A 12,785-nucleotide genomic window follows, 5' to 3' on the forward strand; every position below is an offset into this window, starting at 1 on the left:
GAGGCGATCCACTACGCCGCCCGCGCCAAGCCCGGCCGCGTGGCCAAGGTCGTGCTGATCGGCGCGGTGCCCCCGATCATGGTCAAGTCGGCCAAGAACCCCGGCGGCCTGCCCATCGAGGTCTTCGACGGCTTCCGCGCCTCGCTGATCGCCAACCGCGCCCAGTTCTTCCGCGACATTCCCGAGGGACCGTTCTTCGGCTTCAACCGTCCGGGCGCCAAGGTCAGCCAGGGTCTGATCGACAACTGGTGGCGCCAGGGCATGATGGGCGGCGCCAAGGCCCACTACGACTGCATCAAGGCCTTCTCGGAGACCGACTTCACCGAGGACCTGAAGAAGGTCGACGTGCCGGTGCTGCTGATGCACGGCGAGGACGACCAGATCGTGCCGATCGCCGATAGCGCCCTGCTAGGCATCAAGCTGCTGAAGAAGGGGACGTTGAAGACCTATCCGGGCCTGCCGCACGGCATGGCGTCGACCCACCCGGACGTGATCAACGCCGACCTGCTGACGTTCTTCAAGGCCTGAACCAACCTCGTCATCCCGGCCGAAGCGTAGCGTAGAGCCGGGACCCAGGGGCCAAGCGCGGTGCGGTGGCTCCTGGGTCCCGGATAGCCTCCGCGAGGCTTCCGGGATGACGATCGTTTTTGGAGCGCGGCGGGCCTACGCCCCCAGCACTTCCGGCGTCATCGCTTCCAGGTCGTCCGCGCCGATCATCACACCGGCCGCCGCGCCGGGGACCTGGGCCAGGACGCTTTCGGCGAACACCCGGGCCAGCGCGCGCTTGCTCTCGGCCCAGGCCGTATCTGTTTCGCCCGAAGCGGCGAGGGCGCCCTTGGCCAGCATCCAGCCGCCAACCACGTCGCCCAGCAGCTTCTGATAGGCCGTGGCGCCCGACAGGGCGTCGGGCATGGACTTGGCACGGCGCTCGATCAGCCAGGCGGTGGCGCTGGCGGCGGCGTCCAGGGCCGCTTCCAGCCGCAGGCCGACGGCCTTGAGGTCGCCGGCGACCAGCGCCTCGATCGTGTCGCGGATGTCGTCCATCAGGTCGCCGACCGCCTGGCCCTCGCCCAGCATCAGCTTGCGGCCCACCAGGTCGATGGCCTGGATGCCGTTGGTCCCTTCGTAGATCGGAGCGATGCGGGCGTCGCGATAGTGCTGGGCCGCGCCGGTCTCCTCGATGAAGCCCATGCCGCCGTGGATCTGCACGCCTTGCGAGGCGACCCAGACGCCGACGTCGGTCGACCAGGCCTTGGCGATGGGGGTCAGCAGCTCCTCGCGCAGCTTGGCGGCGGTGCGGGTCGCCTCGTCGGTCGCGGCGCGCGACAGGTCGGCGGCGACGGCGGTCGACAGGCAGATCCCTCGCGCCGCCTCGATGTGGGCCTTCATCAGGACGAGCGTGCGGCGCACGTCGGGGTGGTCGAACAGGCGCGCGGGATAGGCCTGCGTCCAGGCCGAGCGGCCCTGGGCGCGCTCCTGGGCGAAGGCGAGGGCCTGCTGGTAGGCGCGCTCGGCGATGGCGGTGCCTTGCGTCCCGACCTGCAGGCGCGCGGCGTTCATCATCGTGAACATGTTGGGCAAGCCCTGGCCCAGGCCCCCGACCAGCTCGGCCTTGGCGCCCTCGAACAGCATCACGCAGGTGGGCGAGCCGTGGATGCCCAGCTTGTGCTCCAGCCCGCCGACCCGCAGGGCGTTGGCTTCACCCAGCTTGCCCGTTTCGTCGACCAGGACCTTGGGGGCCAGGAACAGCGAAATCCCCTTCACGCCGGCCGGCGCGTCGGGCGTGCGGGCCAGCACCAGGTGGACGATGTTGTCGGCCGCGTCGTGGTCGCCCCAGGTGATGAAAATCTTCTGGCCGGTGATCCGCCAGCCGCCGTCGCCATCCGGCGTCGCCACGGTCGTCAGGGCCGCCAGGTCCGAGCCGGCCTGCGGCTCGGTCAGGTTCATGGTGCCGGTCCACTCGCCCGACACCAGCTTGGGCAGGTAAAGCGCCTTCTGGCGGTCCGAGCCGTGGTGGTCCAGCGCCTCGATCGCGCCCAGGCTCAGCATCGGGCAGAGGCCGAAGGCCATGTTGGCCGCCTGGATCATCTCCAGCACGGCCACCTCCAACGTCTTGGGCAGGCCCTGGCCGCCGTGTTCGGGCGAGGCCGCCAGACCCGCCCAGCCGCCCTCGGCGAATTGCTTGTAGGCGTCGGCGAAGCCTGGGGCGGAACGGACCACGCCGTTCTCGAGCTTGGCGCCCACCAGATCGCCACCGCGATTGAGCGGCGCCAGCACGTCGGCCGCGAAGGCGCCCGCCGCCTCCAGCACCGCCGTGACCGTGTCGGCGTCCGCCTCGGGAAAGGCGTCGGCCAGCCGCTCGAAGCCCGCCGCATGACGTAGGGAGAAGGCGAGGTCGCGGACGGGGGCGCGGTAGGTCATGGACGGCAAGCTCCAGGTTATCGGCGATCTCTTTAGGCGCGCGGACCCGCCGCGCCAAGCTGACCACAGCTTTGTTCTCGGGATAACGATCTCGTGATCGCACGCCCCTTCAAAGCCGTGCCTGACTGCTTAAGTCGGGGAAACCGTAACTGATGCTGTTTTAATTGGAGTTCCCCCGATGGCCCGTTTCCTTTCCCGCAAGCTCGCTTACGGCGCGCTCGCCGCGGCTCTGCTCACCGCCCCCGCCGCCTTGGCCGGGCCGGGCGTGTCCTCGACCAAGCCGGCCGACCTGCCCGCTGGCCACTATGTGCTCGACAGGACCCACGCCTCGGTCGTGGGCCGGATCACGCACATGGGCTTCTCGCACTACCAGTTCCGCTTCACCAAGGTCGAAGCCAGCTTCGACTACGATCCCAAGGCCCCGCAGGACGCCAAGATCAAGGTGGCCATCGACCCGGCCTCGATCGACACGGCCACGGGCGCCGACGAGTTCGGCCTGAAGTTCAACAAGGAGCTGGCCGGCGACGGCTGGCTGGAGGCGAGCAAGTTCCCGACCGCCACCTTCGTCTCGACCAAGGTCGAGCCGGGCGCGGGCCAGGCGGGCAAGGTCTATGGCGACCTGACCCTGCACGGCGTGACCAAGCCGGTGGTGCTGGACGTGACGTTCAACGGCGTGGGCTCCAGCTTCGTGCCCGGCAGCGTCAAGACCGGCTTCTCGGCCGTGACCCAGATCAAACGTTCGGACTTCGGCGTCAGCAAATATGTTCCGCTGATCGCTGACGAAGTTACGCTGAACATCGAAGTCGAGTTCGACAAGAAGTAAGCTGACGAGATCACCTGGAGGGACATCAATGGCCGCAACTCGGACGCGCTACACGACGGTGGCGATCTTCCTGCATTGGCTGATCGCGGCGGCCATCATCTTCCAGGTGATCATCGGCTGGCGCATGGGCGACGGGCCGAAGGGCTCGCCGACGACCTTCGCCCTGTTCCAGCTGCACAAGTCGATCGGCTTCACGATCCTGCTGCTCAGCCTGGCGCGTCTGGCCTGGCGGCTGGTCAACCCGGCCCCGCTGGCGCCGGCCGGCCAGCCGAAGTGGGAACGGCTGGCGGCCAAGGCCGTCCATGTTGGCTTCTACGTGATCATGATCGGCCTGCCGCTGACCGGCTGGATCCTGGTCTCGACCAGCCGCGTGGTCGTGCCGACCCTGTGGTGGGGCGTGATCCCGTGGCCGCACCTGCCGGGCCTGCCCGAGCTGGCCGCCGCCCCCAAGCACGCCTGGCACGAGGTCGGCGAGATCGGCCATGGCGTCCTGGTCAAGCTCACCTACCTGCTGCTCGTTCTGCACCTGGGCGCGGTGGCCAAGCACCAGGTCCTCGACAAGGACGAAGTGTTCCCGAACATGGCCCCGGGCGCCAAGCCGGGCCTGAAGGAGCCGCGCCTGTGGCTGGCCGTCGCCGGCTTCGCGGCCGTGGTCGCCGCCGGCTATCTGTTCACCCCGACCATCAAGGTGGCCAAGCCGGCGGACCCCGCCCCCCCGGCCGAGGCCGCCGCTCCCGTGGCGCCCGCCGCGCCGGCGCCGACCGAGCAGGCCGCCCCCGTCCCCGACACGGCGAAGCCGGAGACCGCCGCCGCGGCGCCTGTCCCGGCGCTGAAGGATCCCGTCGCCTGGACCGTCCAGAAGGGCGCCAGCCTGGCCTTCTCGGCGACCTGGTCGGGCAATCCGATCGAGGGCCGCTTCACGCGCTGGACCGCCGACATCCTGTTTTCGCCCGAGGCGCTGGACCGCTCGAAGCTGACCGTCGCCGTCGACATGGCCTCGGCCGCGACCGGTGACGCCCAGCGCGACGAGAGCCTGCCCAGCGGCGACTTCTTCGACACCGCCGAGCATCCGAAGGCGATCTTCACGGCCAGCAAGTTCCGCAAGACCGCCGAGGGCAAGTATGTCGCCGACGGGACGCTGGACCTGCGCGGCGTAAAAAAGCCGCTCAGCCTGCCGTTCTCGCTGAAGATCGACGGCGACACGGCGACCGCGCGCGGTGTAACCACCCTCGACCGGACGACGTTCGGAGTTGGACAGGGCGAATGGGCGTCGACGGACGAAATCGCGGCGAAGGTGAAGGTGAGCTTCTCGCTGACCGCCAAGCGGAAATAGACGCGGCGGCCCGCGCCCTGCGCGCGGGCGAGCTCGTCATCCTGCCGACCGAGACGGTCTATGGCCTCGGGGCGGACGCGGCCAACCCGGCCGCGGTGACCGCGATCTTCGAGGCCAAGGGGCGGCCCCGCTTCAATCCCCTGATCGCCCACGTCGCCGACCTGGCGACGGCCGCCTGCATCGCCCGGCTCGACGATCGGGCCTGGGCCCTGGCCCGGGAATTCTGGCCCGGCCCCCTGACCATCGTCGCGCCGATCCAGGACACCGCCGCCGTCTGCGACCTGGCGCGCGCTGGCCTCGATACGGTGGCGATCCGGGTGCCCGGCCACCCGCTCTCGCGCGCGGTGCTGGAGGCGTTCGGCGGGGCGGTCGTCGCGCCCTCGGCCAATCGCTCCGGCCGTCCCAGCCCCACGACCTTCGCCGACGCCATGGCTGAGACTGGCGACAAGACCGCCGCCGCCCTCGATGGCGGGCCCTGCGCCGTCGGCCTGGAGTCGACCGTCGTCTCCGTGATCGACGGCCAGGTCCGGCTGCTGCGTCCCGGCGCGGTGACGCGCGTGCAGTTGCAGCAGATCGTCGGCCCCCTGGCCGAGGCCGAGGACGACGCCAAGCGCTCGCCGGGCCGCCTGGCCCTGCACTACGCCCCCGACGCGCCGGTGCGGATCAACGCCAGGGCGCCCAAGCCCGGCGAGGCTTTCCTGGCCTTCGGCGGCGGCGCCAGCGGGGAGGGGGTGTTCAATCTCAGCCCGACCGGCGACCTCGCCGAGGCGGCCGCCAACCTCTTCGCCTATCTGCGCGCCGCCGACCGCACCCATCCCTCGGCCATCGCGGTCGCCCCGATCCCCGAGGACGGCCTGGGCGAGGCGATCAACGACCGCCTGCGCCGCGCCGCCGGCTATATCGGCTGACCTTTCGAGCGTAGGATAGGACCATGACCAAGCCCGTTCCCGCAGACGTCGTTTCCCGCCTGAAGGCCGTGCTCGGCGAGGGCGGCTGGAGCCAGGATCCCGAGGTGATCGGACCCAAGCTGGTCGAATGGCGCGGCCGCTGGAAGGGCGAGACGCCGCTGCTGGTCACCCCGCGCACGACCGCCGAGGTGGCCGCGGTCGTCGGGATCTGCGCGGCCGAGGGCGTGGCGATCACGCCCCAGGGCGGCAATACCGGCCTTGTCGCCGGCCAGATTCCGCACGGCGAGATCCTCTTGTCGACCCAGAAGCTGACGGCCGTTCGCGACGTCGATTCGATCGACGACGTCATGGTGCTGGAGGCCGGCGTCACCCTCCACGAAGCTCACCAGCAGGCCGCCAAGGCTGGCCGCCGCTTCACCGTCGGCGTGGCCTCGGAAGGCTCGTGCACGATCGGCGGCCTGATCTCGACCAACGCTGGCGGCACGGCGGTGCTGCGCTATGGCATGATGCGCGAGCAGGTGCTGGGGATCGAGGCGGTGCTGCCCAACGGCGAGATCTGGAACGGCCTCAAGCGCCTGCGCAAGGACAACACCGGCTATGATCTCAAGCAGCTCCTGATCGGGGCCGAGGGCACGCTGGGCGTCGTCACGGCCGCGTCGCTGAAGCTGCACGCGCCTCTGGCCTCGCGGGCCGTGGCGATCGTCGGCCTGGGCTCGCCGGCCGACGCGATCCAGCTCCTGGCCCGCGCCAAGGACGAGACCGGCGGCGCGGTCGAGGCGTTCGAGCTGATGGGCCGTCTGGGCTTCGAGCTGACCGTGCGCAACGTGCCGGGCCTGCGCGACCCGCTGCCCACCGAGCATCCGTGGTACGTGCTGATCGAGATCGCCAGCGGCGAGCCCGGCGCGGCCGAGGCGGCCCTGGAGCGCCTGCTGACCAGCGCCTTGGAGCGCGGCCTGATCTCCGACGCGGCCGTGGCCCAGACCGAAACGCAGATGAAGGCCTTCTGGCACATCCGCGAGGGCCATTCCGCCGGCCAGAAGCCCGAAGGCGCTGTGTGGAAACACGACGTCTCGGTGCCCGTCTCCAAGATCCCGGACTTCATCGCCCAGGCCAACGCGGCGATCGAGCAGGCCTTTCCCGAGACCCGCATCGTCGCCTTCGGCCACGTCGGCGACGGCAATGTCCACTACGACGTGCTCAAGCCCGTCGGCGCCGATGACGACGCCCACGACATCCAGCGCGAGGCCGGCGCGCGGATCATCCACGATATCACCGCCAGTTTCTCGGGCTCGATCAGCGCCGAGCACGGGCTGGGCGCGATGAAGACGGCCGAGGCCCTGACCTACAAGGATCCGATCGAGGTGGCGGCCCTGCGCGCCATTCGCGGGGCGCTGGATCCCAAGCGGATCATGAACCCGCGGATCCTGTTCTAGGCGTCTTGGCGGGAAGCGTGGCCGCCGGCGCGCTGGGGCAGGACGAGGATCAACAGCACGATCGCGGCGCCGAGCACCGCCGTCGCCAGCGGTCGGCTTAGCGCCAGTCCGCCATGATCCAGGGGCTTGTCCAGGAAGTCGCCCACCGCCGCGCCCAGCGGCCGCGTCAGAATGAAGGCGGCCCAGAAGAGGATCAGTCGGTCGAGACGGGTCTTGAAATAGAGCGCCGCGACGATCGCCAGCAGGGCCGCGAACACCAGGGCCGCGCCCATGTAGCCCAGGCCGCCCGTGTCGGCCGTCCAGTCGCCCAAGGCCGTGCCCAGGGTCTGCGAAAAGGTGATCGTCACCCAGTAGAAGGCTTCGGCGCGCGGCGTATGGATGTCGTCCGCATCGATCCGGCCGACGACCGCGCGCCAGGCGCCAAGCGAGGCCAGGACGCAGGCCAGCAACAACAGCGCGCCGCCCGTATAGCCAATGCCCAGCGAGCGCGTGGCGAAGTCGGCCAGGGTGGTGCCCGCCGTGGTCGAGGCGATGATCGTCGCCCAGTAGAGGAAGGGATGGAAACGCCGGGCTCGGATCTGGGTCAGGGCCAAGACCGCCAGGGCGGTCGCGAAGATCGCGGTTCCAACCAGATAGCCGAGGTTCATGGTCATGCTGACCGTATCGCCGCCGGTCTCACCGAGCGTGGTCGCCAGGATCTTGATGACCCAGAAGCCCAGGGTGACGGCCGGAACCTTGCTGAGGTTCTCGCGGGCGATGGTCATGTGGCGGCTCCCTGTCCTGGGGGGCATCCTAGGGCGCGTCGGGCTCAGGTGTCAGCGGCCAGCCCGGCCGCCGACCATTCCTATCCTCCCGCCTTGCGGACCGCTCGCAGCCGTAGCATCAGCAGCACGGCGAAGGCGCCCGCCGGGATCGTGGCCTTGTAGAAACCTGGCTGGGTGCCCGGGATCAGGTTGATCGCCAGCGGGATGAAACCCCAGCGGCCGCTCGACTGCTCCATCCAGAACGCTCCGACCCCGACGAAGCACATCACCGCCCACAGCGGGCGGAACTTCAGCGTCCGGTCGCGCAGAACGAAGAACAGGGCGGCGATCATCGGGATCGGCCAGGCGAGGGCTGCGGCGAGGCCAAGGTTCTGCATTCCGCTGGATAACCTCGCCGCTCGCCGGGGTCGAGGTGTCTTAAGCCTCGGGAACGCTCGCCATCATCGCCCGCAACGCCGCCAGATGGCCCTTCAACGCCTTGCGTCCGGGGGACGACAACGACAGCCAGGTGCGCTGGCGGCCCTCGGACGCGGCCTTGCGGACCTTGACGTAACCGGCCTCCTCCAGGGTCTTCACGTGCTTGGACAGGACCGATTCCGAGACATCCAGCGCCTCGCGCACCGTGGCGAAGTCGATGGTGTCGACCGCAGCCAGCATGCAGCACATCTGCAGGCGGTTGGGGGCGTGGATGACGGGGTCGAGGTCTCCGCTCACAGCGAGCCGCCCTCGCGCACGTCGCTCCGGAAGGCCGCCTCCCAGACGAAGCCGCCGATGGTGACGATGACGGCGACCAGACCGCCGAAGACCAGGGGCGCGGCGACCAGGCCGCGTTCGCGCCGCAGCCAGACGGAAATCAGCATCGACAGCGTGGTGAGCGCGGCCAGGCCGATAGCGACCCAGCGCGTGCGGCCGGCGCGATAGCCGTTGATCCACATGCCGGTGTGGCGCTTGTAAGCCCGCACCAGAAGAAGCAAGCCGGCGACGAACACGACGTAATAGCCGATCAGCAGCGGGATCGGCTGGCCCTGCACGGCCACCAGTCCGCCCATCAGAAGACCCAGCGCGGGATGATACCAGGTCGGCGCCTTGGCGCGTTCGGCCAGGTCGGCGTTGGCGGCCTCGACCTCGGCGATCATGCGTAGGGTGTCTTCGTCGCGGGTCATCTCGACCTCCTTACTTTCCGTTGTGGAAAGTTATGATTGTCACTTTCCGACTTGGCAAGTGAAAACTTTCCAGCACGGAAAGCGAAGGACTCGACATCACGGGCCGGGGCGCGCCAGATGTCGGCATGAGCAAGCTCTTTCGGTTCTCGAATGCGATGGCGCGCCATCCCGAGGTCGAGGCCTGGTTTTCGAACGGCGACGAGCCCATGCGTCGCATGGTCCAGCCTTGGTTCGAGCGGATGCGCCAGGCCGGCGCGGACGTCCGCGAGCTGCTACACGACGGCCATCCGACCGCCTGCGTCGAGGACGCCGCCTTCGCCTATGTCGACGCCTTCACGGCGCATGTGAACCTCGGCTTCTACGAAGGCGCCTCGCTGCCCGACCCCGCCGGCTTGCTGGAGGGGACGGGCAAGCGGATGCGGCATGTGAAGCTGCGGTGGGGTCAATCGCTCGACGAAGCGGCGCTGGCCGCTCTGATCGCCGCCGCCCATGGGGACATGCGGCGGCGTGTCGACTCCGGAGAATGACATAGCTGGCGAAGGCGCGCCTAACCCTCTATCTCCCCGACCATGCTGATGGTCATCTCGCCCGCCAAGTCGCTGGACTTCACCGCGCCCGCCCAGGCCCTGCCCATGACGACGCCGGAGCTCAAGGCCCAGATCGCCGAGCTCTCCAAGGTCACGCGCAAGCTGACGGCCGCCGACCTCAAGCGTCTGATGCACATCTCCGACGCCCTGGCCAAGCTGAATCGCGAGCGGTTCCAGGCCTTCGACGCCGAGCTGGAGGACGGCCTGCAGGCGATCATCGCCTTCAATGGCGACGTCTATGGCGGCCTGGCCGCCCGAGAACTGGACCGCCCCGCCCTGGAGTGGGCCCAGGACCACCTGCGGATCCTGTCGGGCCTCTATGGCGTGCTGCGCCCGTTCGACGCCTTGCAGGCCTATCGCCTGGAGATGGGCACGCGGCTGAAGACCAAGCGCGGCCACAATCTCTATGACTACTGGGGCGAGACGATCTCCAAGACCCTGAACGCCGCGGCCGAGGGGCATGCCGATCCCACCCTGGTGAACCTGGCCAGCCAGGAATATTTCGGGGCGGTCGACGCCAAGGCGCTGAAGCTTCCCGTCGTCACCTGCCACTTCAAGGAGGAGAAGCATGGCGAGCTGCGGGTGCTGGGCTTCTTCGCCAAGAAGGCGCGCGGCCGGATGGCCCGCTACGCCATCGACAACCGGGTCGAGCGCGCCGAGGACCTCAAGGGCTTCGATCGCGACGGCTATCGCTTCAAGCCTGAGCTTTCGACGCAGGCCGATTGGGTTTTCGCTCGCCCGCAGCCCTGAATTCATCTATCGGTGAATTTAATAAGCGCTCGCCCTTCGCAGGAGCGAGCTATATGCTGCGCCGCAACAAGTCGGGCAGTCGTTCAGGGAGCGTTCGCATGGCCGTCGATTTCGGTTTGCAGGGGCAGGTCGCCATCGTCACCGGCTCGACCAGCGGTATCGGTCACGCCCTGGCCGACGCGCTCGCCGCCCAGGGCTGCAACATCGTCATGAACGGCCTGGGCGAGATGAACGCCATCGAGCGGGCGCGCGCCGAGATGGCCGAGCAGCACGGCGTCGAGGTGCTGTATCACGGCGCCGACATGACCAAGCCGATCGAGATCGCCGACATGGTCAAGGCCGCCAAGGCCGAGTTCGGCGAGCTGGACATCCTGGTCAACAACGCCGGCGTCCAGCACGTGGCCCCGATCGAGGACTTCCCGGACGACAAGTGGGACCTGATCATCGCCATCAACCTGTCGTCGGCCTTCCACGCCACCAAGGCGGCGGTGCCGATCATGAAGGAGCAGGGGCGCGGGCGGATCGTCAACATCGCCTCGGCTCACGCCCTGATCGCCTCGCCGTTCAAGGCCGCCTACGTCGCCGCCAAGCACGGGATCATGGGCCTGACCAAGACTGTCGCCCTCGAGGTCGCCACCCACGGGATCACCTGCAACGCCATCTGCCCCGGCTTCGTGAAGACCCCGCTTGTCGAGGCCCAGATCGTCGACCAGGCCAAGGCGCGCGGCATTTCCGAGGAAGCGGTGATGAAGGACGTGATCCTGGCCGCCCAGCCGACCAAGCAGTTCGTCACCTTCGAGCAGCTGTCCGGCATGCTGCTCTATCTGGTGTCGGACGCCGGCGCCTCGGCCAACGGCGCCGCTTTCCAGGTCGACGGCGGCTGGGTCGCCCAATAGGCTGGGCTCCGTGCCCATCCCGCCCTTCACCCGCAAGAAGCCGACCGGCAAGGCCCTGAGCCTGGCGCTGCAGGGCGGCGGCGCGCACGGCGCGTTCGAGTGGGGCGTGCTGGACCGCCTGCTCGAGGAAGAGGATCTGGAGATCCGGGCGGTCACCGCCGCCTCGGCCGGCGCCATGAACGCGGTCTGCCTGGCCCAGGGCCTGCTCGACGACGGCAAGGCCGGGGCCCGCAAACGGCTCGAGTCGTTCTGGCGGCAGGTCAATCGCCAGGGCGGCCGCAACGTCTTCGGCGACACCTCGATCTGGACGACCGCCTTCGGGGGCGCCTTCGGAAACGGAGCCGATTGGCTGAAGAACACCCCGGGCTGGCGGATGGCCGAGACCCTGGCCCTGTCGTTCAGCCCCTACGAGTTCAACCCGTTCAACCTGAACCCGCTGCACGACCTGCTGGAGGCCGAGGTCACCTTCAGCCAGATTCGCGAGCGCTCGCCGGTCAAGCTCTACATTTCGGCCACCGCCGTCCACGCCAGCAAGGCCCGCATCTTCCGCGAGACCGAGCTGACCTCGCGCCACATCATGGCCAGCGCCTGCCTGCCGCAGCTGTTCCAGGCCGTGGAGATCGACGGCGAGCCCTATTGGGACGGCGGCTTCCTGGCCAATCCGGCGCTGTGGCCGCTGTTCTACGACGACACGCCCGACGACATCCTGATCGTCAGTCTGAACCCCTTCGTCCGCCAGGAGACGCCCAAGACGCCGGGCGAGATCATGGACCGGCTGAACGAGATCACCTTCAACGCCTCCCTGGCCTCGGAGCTTCGGGCCATCGGCTTCGTGCAGAAGCTGCTGGACGAGGGGCTGCTGAAGGACAACGCCCGGGGCCGCTATCGCCGGATGCTGGTCCACGCCATCACCGCCGACAAGCCGCTGGCGGACTTGTCACTGTCGACCAAGTTCAACACCGAGTGGAGCTTCCTGTCGGACCTGAAGGAGCGCGGCCGGACAGCGGCCGACGCCTGGCTGGCCGATTGCGGAACCTGCATCGGGGTCAAGTCCAGCGTCGATCTGAAGGTCGGCTTTCCGTGAACCACCCTGTGCCGACCGTCGGGGTGGTCTGCCTCAAGGGGGCGGAAGTGCTGCTCATCCGGCGCGGGACGCCGCCGCGCCTCAACCAGTGGAGCCTGCCGGGCGGCCGGCTGGAATGGGGCGAGACGACCGCCGTCGCCGCCCTGCGCGAGCTGAAGGAAGAGACGAGCGTCGAGGCGCAGCTGCTGGGCCTGATCGACGTCGTCGACGGGGTCTTTCCGGCCCGGCCCAATCTTGATGGGAGAGGGGGCGGCGAGATCACCCGGCACTATGTCCTGATCGACTACGCGGCCCGCTGGATGGCCGGGGAGCCGGTAGCCGGCGACGACGCGGCCGAGGCGCGGTTCGTGTCCCGCGAGGAAGCGATGGCGCTGGTGGAATGGGACGAGACCCGGCGGGTGATTTCGGAGGCTTACGATCGGTTCGGGGCCTGATGTTCCTCCCCCGTGACACGGGGGAGGTGGCCCAGAGGGACGGAGGGGGCCAGCTCGGCCGACTTCCAGCTTGCCCCCTCCGTCGGCTTCGCCGACACCTCCCCCGCATCGCGGGGGAGGAGAGGCGCTTGCGCCGCTGGCCAAGTTCCCCGACATCTCTCCCATGACCGTTCTCGACGCGCCCGCGCC

Annotated in this window: 15 protein-coding genes; 10 read left to right on the forward strand and 5 right to left on the reverse strand. The window is 69.0% G+C overall.

Annotated elements, in window-relative coordinates; translation table 11 throughout:
• On the forward strand, positions 1-528 hold a 528-nt coding region (locus VJ655_RS19770), incomplete at its 5' end, for an alpha/beta hydrolase (RefSeq protein WP_324114096.1).
• Between the two features lie 135 nt (positions 529-663).
• Here the strand turns inward: VJ655_RS19770 and VJ655_RS19775 are convergent.
• Positions 664-2,421 (reverse strand): acyl-CoA dehydrogenase, encoded by a 1,758-nt coding sequence (locus VJ655_RS19775; RefSeq protein ID WP_324114098.1) that lies wholly within the window; start codon positions 2,419-2,421, stop codon positions 664-666.
• A 178-nt stretch (positions 2,422-2,599) separates the two neighbouring features.
• On the opposite strand from VJ655_RS19775, the gene VJ655_RS19780 reads away from it, so the two are divergent.
• The 4 genes from VJ655_RS19780 to VJ655_RS19795 are packed head-to-tail and all read left to right on the forward strand — an operon-like array spanning position 2,600 to position 6,918.
• Positions 2,600-3,244: a YceI family protein gene (locus VJ655_RS19780; protein ID WP_324114100.1), complete on the forward strand. Its 645-nt coding sequence runs from the start codon at positions 2,600-2,602 to the stop codon at positions 3,242-3,244.
• A gap of 28 nt (positions 3,245-3,272) precedes the next feature.
• Positions 3,273-4,577 (forward strand): YceI family protein, encoded by a 1,305-nt coding sequence (locus VJ655_RS19785; protein ID WP_324114102.1) that lies wholly within the window; start codon positions 3,273-3,275, stop codon positions 4,575-4,577.
• A complete protein-coding gene (locus VJ655_RS19790; RefSeq protein ID WP_324114104.1) occupies positions 4,508-5,485 on the forward strand; it encodes an L-threonylcarbamoyladenylate synthase in 978 nt (325 codons plus the stop codon). Before VJ655_RS19785 ends, VJ655_RS19790 begins: the two co-directional genes overlap by 70 nt.
• Positions 5,486-5,508: 23 nt before the next feature.
• Positions 5,509-6,918 carry an FAD-binding oxidoreductase gene (locus VJ655_RS19795; protein WP_324114106.1) on the forward strand — a complete coding sequence of 470 codons (1,410 nt, stop codon included), beginning with the start codon at positions 5,509-5,511 and terminating at the stop codon, positions 6,916-6,918.
• On the opposite strand, the gene VJ655_RS19800 is transcribed toward VJ655_RS19795, so the two are convergent.
• The 4 genes from VJ655_RS19800 to VJ655_RS19815 all read right to left on the reverse strand — a co-directional run bounded on the left by VJ655_RS19800 (position 6,915) and on the right by VJ655_RS19815 (position 8,845).
• Positions 6,915-7,682, reverse strand: a complete 768-nt coding sequence (locus VJ655_RS19800; RefSeq protein ID WP_324114108.1) for a hypothetical protein — start codon at positions 7,680-7,682, stop codon at positions 6,915-6,917. The genes VJ655_RS19795 and VJ655_RS19800 overlap by 4 nt on opposite strands.
• Positions 7,683-7,762: 80 nt before the next feature.
• Positions 7,763-8,059 carry a hypothetical protein gene (locus tag VJ655_RS19805; protein ID WP_324114110.1) on the reverse strand — a complete coding sequence of 99 codons (297 nt, stop codon included), beginning with the start codon at positions 8,057-8,059 and terminating at the stop codon, positions 7,763-7,765.
• A 40-nt stretch (positions 8,060-8,099) separates the two neighbouring features.
• Positions 8,100-8,396 (reverse strand): transcriptional regulator, encoded by a 297-nt coding sequence (locus VJ655_RS19810; protein WP_324114111.1) that lies wholly within the window; start codon positions 8,394-8,396, stop codon positions 8,100-8,102.
• Positions 8,393-8,845, reverse strand: coding sequence for a hypothetical protein (locus VJ655_RS19815; protein ID WP_324114113.1), 453 nt, complete (start codon positions 8,843-8,845; stop codon positions 8,393-8,395). The genes VJ655_RS19810 and VJ655_RS19815 overlap by 4 nt, the downstream gene beginning before the upstream one ends.
• Positions 8,846-8,970: 125 nt before the next feature.
• On the opposite strand from VJ655_RS19815, the gene VJ655_RS19820 reads away from it, so the two are divergent.
• The 5 genes from VJ655_RS19820 (at position 8,971) to VJ655_RS19840 (ending at position 12,596) form a co-directional block, all read left to right on the forward strand.
• On the forward strand, positions 8,971-9,372 hold the full coding sequence (locus VJ655_RS19820) for a DUF1801 domain-containing protein (RefSeq protein ID WP_324114114.1): 402 nt from the start codon (positions 8,971-8,973) through the stop codon (positions 9,370-9,372).
• A gap of 42 nt (positions 9,373-9,414) precedes the next feature.
• Positions 9,415-10,182 (forward strand): peroxide stress protein YaaA, encoded by a 768-nt coding sequence (gene yaaA, locus VJ655_RS19825; RefSeq protein WP_324114116.1) that lies wholly within the window; start codon positions 9,415-9,417, stop codon positions 10,180-10,182.
• A gap of 98 nt (positions 10,183-10,280) precedes the next feature.
• Positions 10,281-11,078 carry a 3-hydroxybutyrate dehydrogenase gene (locus VJ655_RS19830; RefSeq protein ID WP_324114118.1) on the forward strand — a complete coding sequence of 266 codons (798 nt, stop codon included), beginning with the start codon at positions 10,281-10,283 and terminating at the stop codon, positions 11,076-11,078.
• A 10-nt stretch (positions 11,079-11,088) separates the two neighbouring features.
• Positions 11,089-12,162, forward strand: a complete 1,074-nt coding sequence (locus VJ655_RS19835) for a patatin-like phospholipase family protein (protein ID WP_324114120.1) — start codon at positions 11,089-11,091, stop codon at positions 12,160-12,162.
• Positions 12,159-12,596 carry an NUDIX hydrolase gene (locus VJ655_RS19840; protein ID WP_324114122.1) on the forward strand — a complete coding sequence of 146 codons (438 nt, stop codon included), beginning with the start codon at positions 12,159-12,161 and terminating at the stop codon, positions 12,594-12,596. The genes VJ655_RS19835 and VJ655_RS19840 overlap by 4 nt, the downstream gene beginning before the upstream one ends.
• Positions 12,597-12,785 lie beyond the last annotated feature (189 nt).

Source organism: Caulobacter sp., from assembly GCF_035254145.1.
Lineage (GTDB): Bacteria > Pseudomonadota > Alphaproteobacteria > Caulobacterales > Caulobacteraceae > Caulobacter.